The sequence below is a fragment of the Arthrobacter sp. M2012083 genome (assembly GCF_000281065.1).
In the GTDB taxonomy this organism is placed as follows: domain Bacteria; phylum Actinomycetota; class Actinomycetes; order Actinomycetales; family Micrococcaceae; genus Arthrobacter.
The window spans coordinates 65,056-84,604 of sequence record NZ_AKKK01000006.1 but is presented as its reverse complement, the minus strand read 5'-3'; the positions used below and the strand labels follow the sequence as shown (position 1 = coordinate 84,604).

The window sequence follows — 19,549 nt, the reverse complement described above, 5'->3', positions numbered from 1 at the left end:
GGGCTGACAGTATTAGCCTCCCCACTCTACGAAATCCGTTGCCCGGGCGAAACAACTTACGGAAAAGATCATCCCAGCGGAGTATTTCCCGTGTCGGCAACAGAAAAACGCCGGCTGGTTCCCCAGCCGGCGTTTAGGTATTGAGTGCTAGCCCGCGTGTTTGCCGTGATCCGAACGGGCTTCTACGCCCTGGAGGAGCAACAACGCCATCCGTTCCTGCTGCCTGCGTTCGCGCTTGAGCTCCTTACGGATTGCTGCGAGCTCCTCCGCAGTATGGGCCTGCTGCTCCGCAATGGTTTGCTGCTCCCGCAACCGGGCCTGCAGTTCCACGTTGGCTCGGCTGAGCTGCAGCTGCTGCTCGGCCAGGACGTACTGGGTACGGGACAGCTGTTCCTGGACTTCCTTCACGTCAGCCGTGCCCTGGGGTCGTTCCTGCGTGAGGATCCGGGCAAACTCGAGGTCAAGATCGGAGCCGGACTCCGCGTTCGAAGCCGGTCGCTCCCCCACGGGAACCTGACGGGCGGCCCCTGAAAACTGGCGGAAACCCCTTGGCACCGCAGCGTCGGCACCCAGGCCGTGTGCGCCGCCGTCGGACGCTTTCACTGCGTCCATGGAGGCGGTATCCAGCGACATTCCTGCGTCTCCTGACGCCGTGGCCATGAGTTCCTTTTCCGGGGCAGCATCAACCGTTCGGCGCAGCGGGCGTTCTTTGATGAACAGCACGGCCAGGAGAGCCACAACGCTGATGATGGCCGAGATCAGGAAGATCTGTGCGGTCGCGTCTCCGTAGGCGGCCCGCATGATCCCGGCGATGGGAGCGGGCATGTCGGCCAGGTCCATGCTGGCTCCGGAGGCTCCACCTTGAGCTGGAATGCCTGCGGCAGCCATGCCTTCAACAGCAAGGTCCTTCACATGGTTGGACATGATGGCGCCCAGGACGGATACGCCAATCGCGCCGCCTACGGAGCGGAAGAACGCCACCGAAGCGCTGGCGGTTCCAATGTCCTTGGCCTGGACGGTGTTCTGAACAGCAAGCACCAGGTTTTGCATCAGCATGCCGAGCCCGAGGCCGAACACCCCGGTGTAGATCGCCACGATCCACAGTTCTGTGGTGTGGTCCATGGTTCCGGCGAACGCGAGACCGCCGATGAGGAGGACGGATCCTGCAATAAGGAACCTCTTCCACTTGCCGAAACGGCTGATCAGGATGCCGGATGCGACGGAACCGATCAGGTTGCCGGCGATCATCGGCAGCGTCAGGAGGCCTGCCTCGGTGGGTGTAGCTCCACGGGCAACCTGGAAATACTGGCCCAGGAAGGTGGAGGAACCGAACATGGCTATACCAACGGCAACGGAGGCAACGATGGCCAAGGCGGTGGTGCGCTCGGAGATGATCTTGAGCGGGATGATGGGCTCGGGAACCTTGGTTTCAACCAGGACCAGAAGTGCCAGCAAGGCTACGCCGCCGCCCACCATGAGCGCGGACTGCCAGGAGAACCAGTCGTAGTAGTCAGGGTTGCCGGCGAAGGAAACCCAGATGAGGAGCAGGCTCACACCGGATGTGAGCAGGATGGAACCGAGCCAGTCGATCTTCGCCGGGCGCTTGATGTGCTGGATCTTCAGCGTCACCTGGAGAAGGATGAGCGCGACGACGGCCAGCGGCACGCAGACAAAGAACGTCCAGCGCCAGCCGAGCGGGCTGTCAACGATGAAGCCGCCCAGCAGCGGTCCGCCGGCGGTGCCCACCGCCATGACAGCGCCCATGTAACCGGAGTACTTACCGCGGTCGCGCGGCGGAATCATGGAGCCGATGATCGCCTGGGCCAAGGCGGTGAGGCCACCCATGGCCACGCCTTGGATGACGCGGGCGGTCAGCAGTAGCGGAATGGTTTCAGACAGGCCTGCCATGACCGAGCCCGCCACGAAGATGATGATGCTCAGCTGGACCAGGAGCTTCTTGTCGAAGAGGTCCGCGAGCTTGCCCCAGATGGGCGTGGTGGCAGCGTTCGCCAACAGCGCGGCCGTAATGACCCAGGCGAAGTCGGTTTGCGTGCCCTTGAGCTCGGACATGATGGTGGGCAGCGCGTTCGCGACGATCGTGCTGCTGAGGATTGCCGTAAAGAAAGCGGCGAGGAGCCCGGTCAGGGCTTCCATGATCTGCCGATGGGTCATGGGCTCGGAGGCCCTGCTAACTGAGGCGTCCACCGCCTGGGAGTTTTGTACTGCTGGTGTAGCCATGCGTGGGCTCCTAAGCTGTCTGGTTTGTTGTGATGGAGCCGGCCGCCGTTGCCCGGATTGAGTCCTTGAGGGACACAGTGAGTTTGTTGATGACCTGGGAGGCCTCGAGGGCGTCCGCCTCGCTCCAATCCGCCAGGTAATCGCGCAGTCTCACGCTGCGTTGTTCTTCGAATTCGCGCAGTTTCGCCGCGCCGCTTTCCGTCAGGGCGAGAAGCTGGGCCCTGCCGTCAGCGGGATCAGGCCGCCTGACTACAAAGCCCAGCTCCTCGAGTTCGGTGATGTGCCGGCTGAGGACCGGGGCGCTGACTCCGAGTCGAGTGGCCAGTTGCGTTGCGCGGGTCTCCCCCTCGCCGATGAAACGCATTACCCCCTGCACGGCCATTCCGACGTCGGGAACGCGGGCCATGTGGGCAGTCACCACACAGCGCAGCGTGCGCTGGAGATCGAAAATCTGATGCACAAGATCGGTTGCTGTGGCAGAACCGACGGACATGCGAAACACCCCTCTTTTTGTTTGCCTAAAGCAACTATAACCCAGATTGATTGCTTTGGGAAACTAAAGATGAGCAAGGGGCCTACCCGGCCAGGTGGATCGCCGCCTCGATGACCTCATCGACCCTGCGCGACCGCTTGATCCCCGGGGGTACGGCAGCCACGAGCCAACTCTCCGGAAGATCGTCCTCAATGGGCACCAAGGCAACTTTGGAGTCCGCGTAAACAGGAGCAACTCCCGGCCACGCGTGAGTCACTGAGATGGCCCTTCCGCTGGCCACCACGCCGCGGATGGTCTGCGCCACCACACTTTTCCAGCGCACCCTCGGCTCAATGCCCGCCGAGAGGAACATAGCCGTGACGCGCTCAGCACTGGGCGGCACGTTGAAGAGGATGACATCCTCGCCGGCAAGGTCGGCGAAGCTTAGCGAGGCCCGTCCTGCCAGCGGGTGGCTTGCAGCCAGCATGAACTGCGGACGGGATTCCACAACCTTGACCACATCGACGCCCGGTACCACCTGCAGGGAGTAAACAAACGCGAGGTCCAACCCGCCCTCCCCCACCGCCTTCTGCAGGTCTTCGGCGGCGCCCTCCACGAAGTCGAGCTCCACCTCGGGCCATTTCTCGGCGAAATAGCCGATGAGTTCCGGGATCACCCGGGGCGAAATGGCCACCATGCAGCCAATGGACACCCGGCCGCGCATCTCTTCATGGGACCCCATCAGAGCCCCGGCCTGCAGATCCGCCGCTTCCCCAAGGATTCGCCGGGCACGGACCCCCAGTTCAAGCCCCGCCGGCGTGGGCTCCACTCTCTTGGCGCGGGTCCGGATGAGCAGGTCGAGACCGAGGCTCTTTTCCAACTGGGCGATCGCCATGGAGGCGGCGGCCTGGGAGATATTGCTCTCGCTCGCAGCCTTGGTGAGGGATCCGTGATCGAGCACCGCCACAAAATACTCGAGCTGGCGCAGGGTGAACTCGGCCATCAGTTCTCCTTATGAACTTCTTAGAATTGATTGATTATACAAGAGCAGTGAGCCGGGCCACACTGGAGAAAAGCCAAAGTCGAAGGAGACACCCGTGACACTGACGTCATCCCTGAAACCGCATATCGTCACCCTAGGGACCGCTGGCGGGCCAAGATGGTGGGCGGCAGCGGATTCCGGCGAGCGCACCGGAATAGCCACCGCAGTGGTGGTCGGAGAGGCCTTCTACTTGGTGGACTTCGGCCAAGGCGCCGGACGCAGGCTCAGCCAGTCAGGCCTGGAGCTCAAGGATTTGAGGGCGCTCTTCATCACCCACCTCCACTCGGACCACGTCTATGATCTCGCCGGCCTCGGCATCTTTGGCCTGTACGCCCTTGCAGACCGCGCCGGCAACCCAGTGAGAATCATTGGCCCCGGCAATCGTGGGGAGCTGCCCCCGGTGTCGCCACGCGCCGTCGTCGATCCTCTTCCCTTGGCTCCGGAGAACCCGACGCCGGGCACCCTGCAGATGTTTGAGCAATTGATGGCCGCCCACGCCACGGATCTTAATGACCGCATCCTGGACAGCTTGCGACCCAGCCCCTTGGACATCTTCAAAGCCGAAGACATCCGGATCCCTGCACTATCCGGCTACCACCCCAACAACAACCCGACGCCGGAGATGGATCCGTTCGAGGTGTACCGCGACGAGTTGGTGACAGTGACCGCCATCCTGGTGGAACATCCTCCAGTGGCGCCGGCCTTCGCCTTCCGCTTCGATACCGCAGAAGGTTCCGTGACCATCTCCGGGGACACTGCCTACACGGAAAACATGATCACCCTGGCTCAGGGCACGGACCTGTTGCTGCACGAGGCCATCGACTTCGACTGGGTGGAATCGCTCTACGCCGATAAGACCGACGACGGCAGCCGCGCCGCCCGCGACCACCACTACAAGTCCCACACCAGTGTCCGCGAGGCAGCGAAGCTGGCAGATGCCGCCGGCGCCAGGCACCTTGCCCTGCATCATCTTGTGCCCGGGCACGCATCCACGTCCGTGTGGCTAGAAGCAGAAGAGCACTTCACCGGAAAATTCACCGTTCCCAACGATCTCGACGTCATTCCGTTCGCGCGCCAGCGCTGATGCGCGACCCCCATCCCCGGAACTGAGGAAACACATGAGCTCAGCACCATCCCAGGACACCCTCGCCGAAGCACCCGGCGGCGTGCCTGAAAACTCCATGAAGTCCAAGGACATGCGCCGCATCCTGGCGTCCAGCTTCATCGGCAGTGCCATCGAGTACTACGACTTCATGCTCTACGCCACTGCCGCCAGCCTCGTATTCAACAAGGTCTTCTTTGCAAATCTTGGCCCCGGCTTCGCCCTCTTCGCATCCTTCGTAACACTCGCCGTCGGCTACGTTGCGCGCCCCCTTGGTGGCCTGGTCTTCGGACACTTCGGGGACAGGCTGGGCCGCAAGAAGATGCTGGTCCTCTCCATGCTCATCATGGGCTTTGGCACCACGATGATCGGCTTGCTGCCCACCACAGCCCAGATCGGGATTGCCGCACCCATTGCGTTGGTGGTCCTCCGACTGGTCCAAGGTGTGGCAGTGGGCGGTGAATGGGGTGGCGCTGCGCTGATGGCCATCGAGCACGCGCCCAAGAAACACCGCGGTTTCGCGGCAGCTTTCGCCAACGCCGGCGGACCGGCCGGAGCCATCATGGGGACCCTCGCGCTGTCCCTGTTCGCAGCACTGTCCGGTGACGATTTCCTGGCTTGGGGTTGGCGCGTTCCGTTCCTGCTCAGTGCCGCGCTGATCGCGGTGGGAATGGTCATCCGCCTCAAAGTGTCCGAAACACCTGCTTTCCAGAAACTTGAAGCAGAAGGAGCCAAGCGCCGGGTGCCCCTACTGGATGTCCTCAAAAACAACCGCCGCGCCGTGGTGCTCGGTTTGCTCGCCACCACAGCCTTCTACGTGTGCCAGTCGATGACCACGGTGTGGGGCGTATCGGTTGCCGTGGAGAACGGCGCCGACAAGAACGGTGTGCTGAACATCAAAGCGTTCGCAGCGCTGATGACGTTGATTATCTGCTTCTACTCGGCCCGACTCAGCGACAGGATCGGACGGCGCCGGGTCCTCATCGGCGCATCCCTCTTGGGCGCCGTCCTTGCCTACCCCATCCTGCTGCTCATCAACAACGGTGAACTGTGGGCGTTCGCCCTGGCAATCGTGCTGGGCAACGGCCTCGTGCAGGGCTTCCTTTACGGTCCTATCGCCGCCTACGTGGCCGAACAATTTCCCACCCGCAACCGCTACACAGGCGCTTCGCTGGCGTATCAAGGCGCCTCGATGGTCGGCGCAGGCTTCACGCCCATGATCGTCGCTGGCCTGAGCCTCGCAGCCGGCGGTGGTTTGTGGCTCATCGCGGCGTTCTGGATCGCCACGATGCTTGCGGCAGTAGTTGCCGTAAAACTGACTCCCGAGGGCACCCAACGCGAACTCGACTAACTGCATAAAGCAGTCAGCCCCCGCACGGTGTTCCGTGAGGGGGCTGGCTGTTTTGGTTTTTAGTTGCTCTTAGTTGTCCAAATGCGTGGGGCCGAACATCTTCAGCAGTGTTTCAACCACGACGACGTTGGGTCCGTCCGCTTCGAAGGACGCCTTGAGCGCGTCCCCCACTTCCTCCGGGGCTACCCGGCGGGCCGGGACACCGAAGGACTCGGCAAGCTTGACGAAGTCCGGTCGGGCGAGCTCGGTAGCAGTGGCCTGGCCGAAGGCGCCCACCATGTATTCGCGCAGGATGCCGTAGCCGCCGTCGTCCACGATCAACCAGGTGACCGGGACGTTGTGCTGCTTGGCGGTGGCGAGCTCGGAGATGGAGTACATGGAGGAACCGTCACCGGATACTGCGAGCACGCGACTTGGTTTACCGGTGGTTTCCAAGCCAACGGCTCCGCCGATTGCTGCCGGGAAACCGTAACCAAGTCCGCCCGCGCCCTGGGCGGAGTGGAACTGGCCCTGGCGGGCGTCCCAGCAGCTCCAGCCCCAGTACGCGGAGATGGTCATGTCCCAGAACGTCTGCATGTCAGCCGGGACAGCCTCGCGGATGTCGGCCATGAACTTCAGTTCCTTGGCCAGATCCTGTGATTCCAGGCGTGCCTTGACCTTGGCCAGGGATTCCTTGACCACGTCTTCCGGGCTGGCGCCGTGCCAGTCGCGCTTGGTGGCTTCAGCTGCCCCTGCTGCCGCGAGGGCTTCATCCAGGGCTGCGAGTGCTTGGCCGGCGTCGGCACGGATGCCCAGGCCTGGCCGGTTGGATTCGAGGACGCGGGGTTCGGCGTCGATCTGGATGATGCGGCCGCGGGGTTCGAACGTGAAGTAGTTCGAGGTCACTTCACCCAAGGAGGAACCGATGACGATCAACACGTCGGCGTCCTCGAGGACGTCGGTCATGTACCGGTCCTCGATCCACGACTGCAGGGACAGCTCGTGGGTCCAAGGGAACGCACCATTACCGCCGGGAGTGCAGATCACCGGCGCGCGGAGTTGCTCGGCGATCGAGAGCAGCGACTTCTCAGCCCTGCCACGACGCGTACCGCCGCCGGCGATGATCGCCGGGCGTTCCGCCGTCGAAAGCCATTTCACGGCTTCGCGGATCAGCTCAACACGCGGCGGGTTGTCGAATGCCTCAGCGAGCGCATCCTCCACCGGGGGCACCATGATCGGATCCAGCAGGACGTTCTGCGGGATCTCGATCCAGACCGGACCCTGGGGCGAGGAAATCGCCTCGGTCCAAGCGTCCTGGATGGCCGACGGGATGCCGGAAGCGTGCTGGATCAGCCGCTGGCTCTTGGTGACGTTGGCCGCCGAAGCCTTCTGATCGTCAAGCTGGTGCAACATGCCCTTGCGGCGTGCGCCCAGGCCATCGAGCGGGATCTGGCTGGCAACAACCACCATGGGAACACCCGTGGCGTACGCCTCCTGCAGGCCCGCGAGGGACGTCAAAGCGCCGGGCCCGGTGGACAGGAACAACACACCCACCTCGCCCGTGGCACGGGAGTAGCCGTCGGCGGCGAAGGCCGAGTTGTTCTCCACACGGGAGGAAACGAAGTGCAGGTTGCCTCGGCCCATGGCATCAAAGAGGCCCAGTGCGTGCTGGCCCGGGATACCGAAGACGGTCTTGGCGCCGAGCGCCTCGAGGGTCTCGACAACAAGGTCCCCGCCGTTGCGCTGATTGGTGCCCTTGGTAGGAGCCGCGGTGCCGGGATCGAAATCAATCATCGCTGGTCCCCGGCTGTTGCGGTTGCCTGTGCGAGTTCGGCCATGCGAGCGCCGAGCGCCTGCTGCGCGTAACCGTTCGGGGCACCTAGTCGGTCGCCTTCCACAGCGTTGTCCGCCATGAGGGTCACGAGCTCGTACGCTACGTGGCTGCCTGCAACACCGGTGATCTCTGCGTGGTCGTAGGCAGGAGCAACTTCAACGATGTCCGCTCCCACGAGGTTCATGCCGCGGAAGCCACGGATGATTTCGAGGAGTTCGCGGCTGGTGATGCCGCCGGCCTCAGGGGTGCCGGTGCCGGGCGCGTGGGCCGGGTCCAAAACGTCGATGTCCACCGAGATGTACAACGGGCGGTTTCCGATGCGGTCACGGATCTTGGCTACGGTTTCCAGGACGCCTTGGTAGTAGACATCGGCGGAGGTGACGATTCCGAAGCCGAAGCGGTGGTCGTCGTCGAGGTCCTTCTTGCCGTAGAGCGGACCGCGGGTTCCCACGTGGCTGATGGCTTCGGTGTCCAGGATGCCCTCTTCCACTGCGCGGCGGAACGGGGTGCCGTGCGTGTATTCAGCGCCGAAATACGTGTCCCAGGTGTCCAGGTGGGCGTCGAAGTGGAGCATCGCAATGGGCTCACCTGCCCGCTCCGCTGCCGCCCTCAAGAGCGGGAGTGCGATGGTGTGGTCACCACCGAGGGTTACCAGCTTGCTGCCGTTGGCCGTGAGGTCCAAGGCGTTCTGCTGGACAGTCTCGATTGCCTCGTTGATGTTGAACGGGTTCACGGCCATGTCGCCGGCGTCCGCAACCTGGATGTTCTCGAAGGGACTGACGTCCCAGGCCGGGTTGTACGGGCGCAGGAGTCGGCTGGCTTCGCGTACGTGGTTGGCACCGAAGCGCGCGCCGGGACGGTAGGAGACACCGGAGTCGAAGGGGACGCCGACTACTGTGACGTCAGCCTTGGAGACCTGGTCCAGTCGGGGCAGGCGGGCATAGGTGGCGGCGCCGGCGTAACGCGGAATGCGGGATGAATCGATGGGTCCAAGGTTCCCGTTGGCCGTAATGCGAAGCTCTTCCAAAATATGCCTCTCCTTCGAGTTGGGTCAGTCAGTGGCTGTGACTCCCATCATACACTCGAAGTTGCCTTATATGCATCACCTGTTTACAAATGAGATTTCGATAGGTGCGGCATGAGATGCCAGTCACAGCTGGCGTAAAGATTCCATAAAAACCGGGGTCCCGGCGTCGAATGCGGCCATACGCTCCTTGCGGAAGCAGCATCCGGCTGCACGAAAGGACACCGTGACCACCCTTACGAGGCCCCCGGCCGACCCGGCCGACAAGCCCCAAAATTCCTCCAAGCTCAAATCATGGCTGCTGGAAGGAATGCCCGACACCTCAGGGAAGCGGCAGGGACCTCACGGCCGGCCTACGGACTCGCATAGGCCACAAGCCTGGTGGAAGGTCATGTGCCTCACCGGACTCGACTACTTCTCCACCCTCGGCTACCAACCGGCCATCGCCGCCCTTGCCGCCGGATTGCTCTCCCCGCTGGCTACGCTACTTCTGGTCCTGGCAACCCTGGCCGGTGCGCTCCCCGTGTACCGGCGCGTGGCCAAGGAAAGCCCGCGCGGCGAAGGGTCCATCGCCATGCTTGAACGCCTGCTTCCACGATGGGGAGGCAAGCTCTTCGTCCTTGCCCTCCTTGGCTTTGCCGCAACCGACTTTATGATCACCATCACGCTCTCCGCCGCCGACGCCACAGCCCACCTCATCGAGAACCCCTTCGCGCCACACTTCCTCGAAGGCCAACAAGTGGTCATCACCCTGGCTTTGATCGCAGGCCTGGGCGTCGTCTTCCTGCGCGGATTCAAGGAAGCAATCAACGTGGCAGTGGTGCTGGTGGCGGCGTTCCTTGCGCTCAACCTTGTGGTGATCGCCGTGTCCATGACCCACCTCTTCACGGAATCGCACGTCATAACCGACTGGTGGACCGCCCTCACCACCTCCCACGGCGACCCCATCATGATGATCGCCCTTGCACTGCTGGTCTTCCCGCGCCTCGCACTGGGGCTCTCCGGATTCGAGACCGGCGTCGCCGTCATGCCCCAGATCAAAGGCCACACCACAGACACCGAAGCCAAACCTGCAGGCCGGATCAAGGGCGCCCACAAGCTCCTTACCACCGCCGCCATCATCATGAGCTCGTTCCTCATAACCTCCAGCTTCACCACCGTCATGCTGATCCCCGCCGCGGAATTCCAGGACGGCGGCAAGGCCGAGGGCCGTGCGCTCGCCTACCTGGCCCACAAATTCCTCGGCGACGGCTTCGGAACCGTCTACGACGTCAGCACCATCGCCATTCTCTGGTTCGCAGGTGCATCAGCCATGGCCGGGCTCTTGAACCTCGTCCCCCGCTATTTGCCCCGCTACGGCATGGCACCGGCCTGGGCCCGGGCCCTCCGTCCGCTGGTGCTGGTGTTCACAGTCATCGCCTTCTTCGTCACCATCATCTTCAAGGCGGACGTCAACGCCCAGGGTGGCGCCTATGCCACAGGCGTGCTGGTCCTGATTACCTCGGCCTCAATAGCCGTAACTTTGTCCGCGCGGCGAAAGAAGCAGCGGGCTCAGGTCATGGGATTCGGACTGATCTCGCTCGTGTTCGTCTACACCACTGTGGTCAACTCGATCGAACGCCCCGACGGCTTGAAGATTGCGGCACTCTTCATCCTGGGCATCATGGTTGTCAGTTTTACTTCCCGTATGCGCCGCGCTTTCGAGCTCCGCGCCACCCACATCAAGATGGACGAGAAAGCCCTCGAATTCACGGCCAACGCTTCCGACGGCCCCGTCCGCATTATCGCCCACGAGCCAAAGCACCTCAGCGCCAGCCGTTACAGGGAGAAGCTTCAGCACGCACAGCAGGCAAGCCACCTGCCAGTTGACTGCGACGCCTTGTTTATCGAAGTCATTGTGGACGACAGCTCCGACTTCGAGCAGGAGCTCCAGGTGGTGGGCAAGCTCCGGCACGGGTTCAAGATCCTGGAGGTGCACAGCAACAACGTGCCCAACACCGTGGCCGCAGTACTCCTCCACATCCGGGACGTCACCGGATTCATGCCACATATCTACTTCCGCTGGACCGAGGGCAACCCGATTTCCAACCTCAGCAAGTTCCTCTTCTTTGGTGAAGGAGAGATCGCGCCGGTAACCCGCGAAGTGCTGCGGGAAGCCGAGCCGGATATCACCCGCCGGCCGTGGGTCCACGTGGGCTAATCAGCCAGGAACCGCAGAATTAGCGGCTTGCTGCCGGCACCAGCACCCACAACACCTCGACCGTCTCGTCCGTGGGGTTGACCCAGGTGTGGGGTTCCCGGCCCGGGAAGGAGAGCGTGTCCCCTTCTTCCAGGTCGTACTCCTCATTGGTCAGGATGAGCTTGATCCGGCCCTTGACCACATGCAGAACGTCTACGTCGCAGTCCACGGCGTAGAGCTCGTTCTCACCACGTCCACGCGGCTCGATGGTGGCCTGCAGGATCTGGAGCCGCCGCTCCGAACGGGCTGTCAACAGGCGCTCCACTATGCCCTGGCCGCCCAGGGAAATGCGGGGGCCGTCGTCGCGCCTGGTCAAGTGGGTCTCCGGAGCTGCGAACAAGTCGCCTACGGACACGGACAGCACTTGGCAGAGGGTGACCAGCGAGGCGACCGACGGCGATGTCAGGTCACGCTCCACACGGCTGAGGAAGCCTTTGGTCAGCCCGGTAGCATCCGCCACTTGCTCGATGGTGAGGCGCTGCGCCTGCCGGGCTGCGCGGATTCTGGAACCGATGGCAACGGGAACATTGCTCGGTTCAACGGGTAGAGCCTTCATTCACGAACCTTTCAGGCCTGTCATGTGGCCCTGTCATTGGAGCAATAGTAGCCGGGAGACAGGCCGGGAGCGCCAGAATACGCGGAAGCATGACTAAAGGATCTTGACTGTTACTCCCATCACAACATATCCTCATAGGCAACAAGTGTTGTCTGTGAGGCACACAACACATTCCCCAATCTCCAACCGTCAGCACAGAGACTTCGACGCTTCGCAGGAGTATCGTCGAAAACCCCAACCTCCGTGCATCAGCTCCAAGGACCGTTCATGGAATCTTCGGCTATAAACATCGCAATCGTGGTGGTGTACCTGCTCGCCATGCTGGCATTCGGCTGGTGGGGCAAGTCCCGCACCAAGAACAACAGCGACTTCCTGGTGGCCGGCCGCCGCCTGGGACCCTTCCTTTACACCGGCACCATGGCCGCAGTGGTCCTCGGTGGCGCATCCACCGTGGGCGGCGTCGGCCTCGGCTACAAGTTCGGCATCTCCGGCATGTGGCTGGTTGTGGCCATTGGTTCAGGCGTGCTGCTGCTCAGCCTGCTCTTCGCCGGAACCATCCAGAAGCTCAAGATCTACACGGTCTCCCAGATGCTGACCCTCCGCTACGGCAGCACGGCAACCCAGACCTCGGGCATCGTCATGCTGGCCTACACGCTGATGCTGTGCGCCACCTCCACCGGCGCCTACGCCACCATCTTCGTGGTCCTCTTCGGCTGGGAGCGTTGGCTCGCCATCGCCATCGGCGGCGCTATCGTGCTGGTTTACTCCACCATCGGCGGCATGTGGTCCATCACCTTGGCCGACCAGGTCCAGTTCGTTATCAAGACCGTGGGAATCTTCTTCCTGATGCTCCCCTTCGCCCTGAACGCTGCAGGAGGCCTCGACGGCATCCGGGCCCGCGTCGATGAGAGCTTCTTCGACATCGGTGGCATCGGCCTCCAGACCATCATCACCTACTTCGTCGTTTACACCCTTGGCCTCCTCATCGGTCAGGACATCTGGCAGCGCGTGTTCACCGCGAAGACGCCTACAGTTGCCCGTTGGGGCGGCGCCACCGCAGGCGTCTACTGCATTCTTTACGGCTTGGCAGGCGCCCTGATCGGCATGGCTGCCAGCGTTGCCCTCTCCGGCGTCGAAATCGCAGCCAAGGACGACGTCTATGCAGAGGTCGCTACCCGACTCCTGCCCATCGGCATCGGCGGCCTGGTGCTCGCTGCAGCCGTGGCCGCCATGATGTCCACGGCGTCAGGCGCACTGATCGCCGCAGCAACCGTTGCCCGTGCAGACGTCATGCCTTTCGTTGCCAGCTGGTTCGGCAAGAAGGTGGACACCTCCGACTCCGACAACCCTGAGCACGACGTCAAGGCCAACCGTTACTGGGTACTCGGCCTGGGGATCGTTGCCATCATCATCGCCATCACCACCAAGGATGTGGTGGCCGCGCTGACCATTGCCTACGACATCCTGGTTGGCGGCCTGCTTGTGGCCATCATCGGCGGTCTGGTGTGGAAGCGTGGAACAGGCATCGCGGCAGCATGGTCCATGGCTGCTGGTTCGGTGGTAACCCTCGGAACCATGATCATCCTTGAGATCAATGCCGAAGTTCCCCTCGATGGCATCTACGCCAACGAACCCATCTACTTCGGTTTGATCGCCTCGGCTTTGGTGTACGTAGTGGTCTCGCTTGCCAGCAAGCCCACGGATCCGGCCGTCATGAAGGCTTGGACGGACCGCGTCGCCGGCACCCGTGTAGCCGAAGAAGAGCTCACCACCCCTGCTTCCTAGAGCGGCACTAAGAACCAATCAAGGTTCAGGAAACAAGCAAAGTTCGACGGCGGCGCCTCCCCTTTTCGGGGCGGCGCCGCCGTTGCGTTATGCCCCCACCCTTGGAAGGCCCGCTCTACACGCAAAGACCACCCCAAAGGAAGCAAACCAGGCCCCACAACAAACCAGGCCCAGCAACGCACACCCACCCCTTGGAAGGCCCGCTCTACACGCAAAAACCACCCCAAAGCGCGCAAACCAGGCCCCACAACACACACCCACCCCTTGGAAGGCCCGCTCTACACGCAAAAACCACCCCAAAGCGCGCAAACCAGGCCCCACAACACACACCCACCCCTTGGAAGGCCCGCTCTACACGCAAAAACCACCCCAAAGTGCGCAAACCAGGCCCCACAACACACCAGGCCAAGCAACACACACCCACCCCTTGGAAGGCCCGCTCTACACGCAAAAACCACCCCAAAGGAAGCAAAGCAGGCCCCGCAACGCACACCCACCCCTTGGAAGGCCCGCTATACGCAAAAACCACCCCAAAGGAAGCAAAGCAGGCCCCACAACACACCGGGCCCAGCAAAACACACCGGGCCACGCAACGGGGCCCGGACAGCAATGGGATAGGGTGGTCCAAGCTTCAAGAGATGTGGTGCCAAGCTCCGACTGGCCACACACCAACCCCATGTTCACGGGTGGTTCGGATGAGGAAGCGGCCCGTCCCGGACCAGAGACAACCGAGCGGGCAAGAGCACTCCCCCAAGGAGCATTCCTTGCCGTACCAAGGCGATACCACCCCGGCAAACACAACAACAGCAAGCACCCCCGCCGCGACCGTTGCCCCCACAGTGGCGGTGATTCCCGCCGTCGATCTCTTGCTGGGCACGGTGACCATCACTGCCAAGGCTGGAACCCAGCAGTTCGGGCATGCCCAGCCGGAACTCATTGCGCAGGCGCTGGCCCAAGCCGTCCGGCCAACCCGCTGGTGCGAGTCGTCCAAGACACTAACGGTGACAGTTGCCGCCGTCGGACACCGGGATGGCCTCCAACGTCACTTCGCACTAAGGCACGACGACCAGGCTTAGATTTCCTCGTCTTCCTCGCGGAACTCTTCGGTTTCGTCAATGGGGACAACGCGTTCGTCGTCCTCGGGGGCGTCGACTTCCTCCACCCAGGGCTCGTCCACTTCCTGGTCTTCGGCGTAGTCGTAAGCCGGGTCGGACTCAATAGTTGTCCGTTCCGGGTAGTTGGCGTGTGATTCGGTGGTGTTCATGGTGCAACCTCCGTCTCGTGGGCCGGTGCTCGCGGGTCATGCGGCCCGTTGACCCGAATGCAGGAAACCAGTGGCGGGAGGGTCCCACCCCTGTCCTTCCATCTGAGCACCGGTGGCAGCGAGGGTCAAGGAAATTACGGTGCACCGAACATTCCAGTTAAGGAATACCAGCCAAAAATCCCCGCGGTTAAGCGGTAGTGTGGGGCGTGCAATGGGGCCGCAACTACCCCACCAAGCACAGGAGACAAAGTGCAGATGCACCAGGAATCCCACAGTTCGTCGAGCTCCGCTCCGGACCCCACCCCCGAATCAGCAGCCGCCGAAAACGCCTGGACGCAAGCCCCGCAGCCCTCGCACGCGGACATCCGCCGGTGGCGGCAGTACCTGGCCGATGAGCGTGCCGAGGCCGCCGTCTATCGCGAACTGGCCCAGCGACGCGACGGCGAAGAACGTCAAATCCTGCTCGCCCTGGCCGAAGCCGAAGGCAGGCACGAAGCCCACTGGCTCAAGCTCCTGGGCGAGCACGCAGGAATGCCCAAGGCAGCTTCCGGCCGCAGCCAGTTCCTGGGCTTCCTGGCCCGCAACTTCGGGTCAGTGTTTGTCCTCGCTCTGGCACAGCGCGCCGAAGGCCGTTCCCCGTACGGTACCGAACCTGCGGCGACGCCTGCCATGGTGGCCGATGAACAAATCCACGAAGAAGTAGTCCGGGGCCTGGCAACGCGTGGACGCAACAGGCTCTCCGGAACGTTCCGCGCCGCCGTTTTCGGCGCCAACGACGGCCTGGTCAGCAACCTTTCCCTGGTCATGGGCATGGCCGCAACCGGCGTGCCCAGCCCCGTGGTGCTCATGAGCGGCGTCGCGGGTCTCCTTGCCGGGGCCCTGTCCATGGGTGCGGGCGAATACGTCTCGGTCCGCTCGCAGCGTGAGCTCCTTAACGCGACGTTGCCCACGCAGGCCACTCTGACCGCGGCGCCGTCGTTGGACATCGAGCACAACGAGCTGGTCCTGGTGTACTTGGCCCGTGGCATGACGCGTGAAGCCGCAGAACACCGCGCCGCGGAGCGCATGGGATTGTTCAGCTGCGACTGCGATCCGAGCCTGTCCTTGCAGCCGGAGAAGCCGCCAACTGACGATCACGAATCCGTCGGCTCGGCGTGGGGTGCAGCGATGTCCAGCTTCTGCTTCTTCGCTTCGGGCGCCATTGTGCCCATCCTGCCCTTCATTTTCGGCATGACGGGCATCGCCGCCTTGATGGTGGCCGGCGTTCTGGTGGGTATAGCGCTCCTCGCCACCGGCGCCGTCGTCGGTTTGCTGTCCGGAACCTCGCCGCTGAGCCGCGGCCTGCGGCAGCTTGCCATCGGCTTGGGAGCGGCTGCGGCCACGTACGGGCTGGGCCTGGCGTTCGGGGCAGCAATCGTCTAAGTTTGGACGGCTCGGTCCGCAGACCGTAATGTTGGTTCGTCCTCCGCGCTGCCCCGCGTGACCAGGGCATCAGGAATGGAGAACCGTGGACCCGGAGCGGGAAGCAACGCGCGTGCCAAAACACCGCCGCGCTGGCACAGCCATGCGTGTTCTCCGCGGCGTCCTCATGGCCGTCATTGCGGCCGTCGTTGCCGTCCTGGTCAGTGGATTCCTGCAGGGCGACCCTCGCATTACCGCGCTCTTCCCGGGCGTGAGCGTGCCGGGAACCACGCAGGACCAGCCGGGCTCAGCTGAACCAGCACGCCCCCTCGACGCTCCGCCGCCCGGGCTTGAGGAGGCGGACGCCCCACTGGCCCGGCCTTCAGCGCCCGGCACCACCAACGATTCGTACAAGTTCCTGGCCACGAACGACGACGGCACCCCGGTAGGTTACTCCCCTTGCCGTCCGCTTCATTACGTTGTCAACGATGCGTCCGCCCCCATTGGCTCCGACGCCCTCCTAACCGCCGCCTTGGCAAATGTTTCCGCGGCGTCCGGCATCCAGTTCATCAGGGATGGCACCACTGACGAGTTGCCGGTTGACCGACGTGAGCCATACCAGCCGTCCAAATACGGCGACCGGTGGGCTCCCCTCCTGATTTCCTGGACCACACCCGTTGAAGCACCTGCATTGGCTGACAACGTCATCGGCACGGGAGGCAGCACCATGTACTCCCTCAACAAAGGACCCAAAAGCTACATCACCGGGAGCTTGGAGCTGGACACTCCGCAGGTAACGGAACTGCTGGCCAGTCCCGGCGGGGCCGACTACGTCCTGGCAGTCATGCAACACGAGCTGGGCCACGTGATGGGCCTGGACCACGTGGATGACCCGATCCAACTCATGTACCCGGAAATCGGTGCCCCCGACGGACTCGCGGCGGGCGACCTGAATGGCCTGTATCTCCTTTCCTCGGCACCCTGCCGCAAGGACATCTGACTCTTTCACCCTTCAAACCCGGCATGGACTCCCGCTGGAGTGGGACTTATGCTGACGAATACGGCCGACGGCGGCGCCCCACTTCCCGTCGCAGCCGCCACGTCAGGGGGTTCCATGGAACCTTATGGGTCGCCCAAGTGGCCGGACCCCGATCCACCTCGCCCGAATTACCTTCCCCACGCCCCACGCCCGCCGGATCCTCCGCCGATCCGGCCGCCGATCAAGCCGAGCAGCATCGCGGCCATCCTGTTCCTGTTCAGCGTGCTCGGCTTGGTGTGCGCGGGAGCCTACTTCAGCGGCGAACTCCGCCAGCTCCTGGACGGATCGTCCGCCACGCAGAGCCAGGCGCCCCGGCCCGGGCTGGTACCGTTCGGTCAGCGGCAGGAGCCAGTCCCTGGACTCGAGGAAGCCGACGCACCCCTGGGCACGCCGGCACCACTGAGCCGCACGAGTTCCTCCTACAAATTTCTTGCCGTCAAGGAGGACGGAACCCCCCTTGCCTACTCGCCATGCCGGCCCATCCACTACGTGATTAACTCGGACCTCGCACCACCCTCCTGGCAACCGCTGGTGGAAGAGGCCGTGAGGCAGGCCGGCGAAGCCACGGGATTGAAGTTCATCTACGACGGCCCCAGTTCCGAAGTTCCCTCCCCCAACAGGTCTGGATACCAGCCCGCAAGGTACGGGGACCGCTGGGCTCCTGTCCTCATAGCGTGGAGCACGCCAGAGCAGGTGCCACGCCTGAGCGGGCAGACCGTGGGCCTTGGCGGAAGCTCCTCCATTGGCCTCAGCAACGGCTACAAGGCCTACGTCACGGGCACGGTGTCTTTGGACGCCCCACAATTCGCGGATATCGTGGACGCTCCCAGCGGGGAAGAGATCGGCGTAGCAGTCATCATGCATGAGCTGGGACACCTGCTTGGCTTGGACCACGTGGATGATCCCCGGCAGCTCATGTTCGACCAAGCTTCCTGGGTGCGCGGATACGCTGCGGGCGACCGGACAGGTTTGGCCCAGCTGGGCACGGGCCCGTGCAGCAAGGACTTCTGAGGGCCTACCCGGCAACCACTGAGAGCGCGTCCTCCACTGAATCGACAAGGAAGATCTTGTCCTGCATGGGCTTTCCAGCCGCGAGGCTCCGCAACATGGGCCAGGCGGGAAAGGTTTGTTCCCAGTGTTCGCGGCCTACCAGAACCATGGGCGTGATGGTCTCGGGGGCTCCATAGTAGTTCTCGCACGCATCCTGGAAGATCTCCTGCACTGTCCCTGCGGCGCCTGGGAGGAACACGATCCCGCCATTGCAGAGCTCCAGCAGGATGGCTTCGCGGACGGCGTTGGCGAAGTATTTGGCGATGTGGGTGGCGAACAGATTCGGCGGCTCATGCCCGTAGAACCATGTTGGGATACCGAGCGTCGGGGTGCCGCCAGGATATCGTTCCACGACGACAGCTGCTTGCCGAGCCCAAGCCGTCACGGAGGGCCTGAACCCCGGCACGGCGGCGAGCGCCCCAAGCGCGTCGGTGGAGTCGGCGTCGGGCAGTCCGCTTAAGTAGGCGCCGAGGTTGGCGGCCTCCATGGCGCCGGGACCCCCGCCCGTGGCTACCGTAAAGCCCGCTTGGGCCAGCAGCCGCCCCAATTGCGCGGCGTCGGCGAATGCTTTGGTTCCCCGCTGCGCGGCGTGTCCGCCCATGACGCCCACCAGCTTGGGCCCGGACAACGCGCCATGGTCCAGCAGCTCGTCCAAAGCATCGCCGATTGCGTGATCGTGCAGGGCTGCGGCGAGGGTGGCATCCAGGCTACCCCGCTGCCCCGGCAGGATGCTCCACTGGTAGACGCGGGCATCGAGAGTGGATTCGTACTCCGTGGAGGCGATGTCCTCGTACAGTTCACCAGCCGTGTAAACGCTGCTTCGGTACGGGTTGAACGGCACGTTGTGAAGCTGGGGGAAGATGAGGGCTCCCCGTCGGCGGAGGCTTTCTTCCACACCGTCGTCGAAAGTGCACCCCAGGAAGATCGCGCCTTGGGGATCCAGCGCCTTGAGGTCCCGTGAATGGCCCCGAAGGTCCAAAGACTGTGCATGCCAGCCATTCATGGACCCGGCCCCGGCGCTTACCAGTTGGCGGAAGTGGACCACGCTTTCGACGTCTAGCGTCCGCGGACTCGGGTTCAAGGCTCCGGAGCGATTCATGGTTTCAGCGTAGTGGTCCGCCGGGCTCTAAAGCCGGGTGTTTGGGTGTGCGGCAGCAGTCCGGTGCATCATGA

16 protein-coding genes and 1 riboswitch are annotated in these 19,549 nt (G+C 63.3%); of the genes, 8 read left to right on the top strand and 8 right to left on the bottom strand.

Translation table 11 applies throughout. The annotated features are described in order from the left end of the window. Positions 1 to 147: 147 nt before the first annotated feature. From A477_RS0103730 to A477_RS0103720, 3 genes are all read right to left on the bottom strand, one after another. Positions 148 to 2,238 (bottom strand): MFS transporter, encoded by a 2,091-nt coding sequence (locus A477_RS0103730; protein WP_017197677.1) that lies wholly within the window; start codon positions 2,236 to 2,238, stop codon positions 148 to 150. A gap of 10 nt (positions 2,239 to 2,248) precedes the next feature. Then, positions 2,249 to 2,731 (bottom strand): MarR family winged helix-turn-helix transcriptional regulator, encoded by a 483-nt coding sequence (locus A477_RS0103725; protein ID WP_017197676.1) that lies wholly within the window; start codon positions 2,729 to 2,731, stop codon positions 2,249 to 2,251. Between the two features lie 82 nt (positions 2,732 to 2,813). Further along, complete coding sequence (locus A477_RS0103720; RefSeq protein WP_017197675.1) at positions 2,814 to 3,713, bottom strand: LysR family transcriptional regulator; 900 nt, start codon at positions 3,711 to 3,713, stop codon at positions 2,814 to 2,816. 94 nt (positions 3,714 to 3,807) lie between these two features. On the opposite strand from A477_RS0103720, the gene A477_RS0103715 reads away from it, so the two are divergent. Together A477_RS0103715 and A477_RS0103710 are read left to right on the top strand one after the other, a co-directional pair. Continuing rightward, complete coding sequence (locus A477_RS0103715) at positions 3,808 to 4,836, top strand: MBL fold metallo-hydrolase (protein WP_017197674.1); 1,029 nt, start codon at positions 3,808 to 3,810, stop codon at positions 4,834 to 4,836. 34 nt (positions 4,837 to 4,870) lie between these two features. Continuing rightward, a complete protein-coding gene (locus A477_RS0103710) occupies positions 4,871 to 6,205 on the top strand; it encodes an MFS transporter (protein ID WP_017197673.1) in 1,335 nt (444 codons plus the stop codon). Positions 6,206 to 6,274: 69 nt separating this feature from the next. Here A477_RS0103710 and A477_RS0103705 read toward each other — a convergent pair whose 3' ends face one another. Both A477_RS0103705 and speB read right to left on the bottom strand, forming a co-directional pair. Further along, complete coding sequence (locus A477_RS0103705; protein ID WP_017197672.1) at positions 6,275 to 7,978, bottom strand: thiamine pyrophosphate-binding protein; 1,704 nt, start codon at positions 7,976 to 7,978, stop codon at positions 6,275 to 6,277. Continuing rightward, the gene (speB, locus tag A477_RS0103700) at positions 7,975 to 9,045 is read right to left on the bottom strand and encodes an agmatinase (RefSeq protein WP_017197671.1); all 1,071 of its coding nucleotides are present in this window, start codon (positions 9,043 to 9,045) and stop codon (positions 7,975 to 7,977) included. Before speB ends, A477_RS0103705 begins: the two co-directional genes overlap by 4 nt. 223 nt (positions 9,046 to 9,268) lie before the next feature. On the opposite strand from speB, the gene A477_RS0103695 reads away from it, so the two are divergent. Beyond that, positions 9,269 to 11,242, top strand: a complete 1,974-nt coding sequence (locus A477_RS0103695) for an APC family permease (RefSeq protein WP_026005335.1) — start codon at positions 9,269 to 9,271, stop codon at positions 11,240 to 11,242. A 19-nt stretch (positions 11,243 to 11,261) separates the two neighbouring features. Here A477_RS0103695 and A477_RS0103690 read toward each other — a convergent pair whose 3' ends face one another. Then, the gene (locus tag A477_RS0103690) at positions 11,262 to 11,837 is read right to left on the bottom strand and encodes a helix-turn-helix domain-containing protein (RefSeq protein WP_017197669.1); all 576 of its coding nucleotides are present in this window, start codon (positions 11,835 to 11,837) and stop codon (positions 11,262 to 11,264) included. 267 nt (positions 11,838 to 12,104) lie between these two features. Between A477_RS0103690 and A477_RS0103685 the strand changes: the two genes are divergently transcribed. Continuing rightward, positions 12,105 to 13,622: a sodium:solute symporter family protein gene (locus A477_RS0103685; RefSeq protein WP_192811971.1), complete on the top strand. Its 1,518-nt coding sequence runs from the start codon at positions 12,105 to 12,107 to the stop codon at positions 13,620 to 13,622. A gap of 629 nt (positions 13,623 to 14,251) precedes the next feature. Next, a riboswitch (SAM riboswitch) is annotated at positions 14,252 to 14,371 on the top strand. A gap of 15 nt (positions 14,372 to 14,386) precedes the next feature. Beyond that, complete coding sequence (locus A477_RS0103680) at positions 14,387 to 14,698, top strand: hypothetical protein (RefSeq protein ID WP_017197667.1); 312 nt, start codon at positions 14,387 to 14,389, stop codon at positions 14,696 to 14,698. Here the strand turns inward: A477_RS0103680 and A477_RS0103675 are convergent. Beyond that, positions 14,695 to 14,886, bottom strand: coding sequence for a hypothetical protein (locus tag A477_RS0103675; protein ID WP_017197666.1), 192 nt, complete (start codon positions 14,884 to 14,886; stop codon positions 14,695 to 14,697). The two genes, A477_RS0103680 and A477_RS0103675, sit on opposite strands and share 4 nt — an antisense overlap. A 255-nt stretch (positions 14,887 to 15,141) precedes the next feature. On the opposite strand from A477_RS0103675, the gene A477_RS0103670 reads away from it, so the two are divergent. From A477_RS0103670 to A477_RS0103660, 3 genes are all read left to right on the top strand, one after another. Then, positions 15,142 to 16,308, top strand: coding sequence for a VIT1/CCC1 transporter family protein (locus A477_RS0103670; RefSeq protein ID WP_020372788.1), 1,167 nt, complete (start codon positions 15,142 to 15,144; stop codon positions 16,306 to 16,308). A gap of 142 nt (positions 16,309 to 16,450) precedes the next feature. After that, positions 16,451 to 17,287: a matrixin family metalloprotease gene (locus A477_RS0103665; protein WP_044568249.1), complete on the top strand. Its 837-nt coding sequence runs from the start codon at positions 16,451 to 16,453 to the stop codon at positions 17,285 to 17,287. Between the two features lie 48 nt (positions 17,288 to 17,335). Beyond that, positions 17,336 to 18,337, top strand: coding sequence for a matrixin family metalloprotease (locus A477_RS0103660; protein WP_017197663.1), 1,002 nt, complete (start codon positions 17,336 to 17,338; stop codon positions 18,335 to 18,337). 4 nt (positions 18,338 to 18,341) lie between these two features. On the opposite strand, the gene A477_RS0103655 is transcribed toward A477_RS0103660, so the two are convergent. Further along, positions 18,342 to 19,475 (bottom strand): LOG family protein, encoded by a 1,134-nt coding sequence (locus A477_RS0103655; protein ID WP_026005334.1) that lies wholly within the window; start codon positions 19,473 to 19,475, stop codon positions 18,342 to 18,344. Positions 19,476 to 19,549 lie beyond the last annotated feature (74 nt).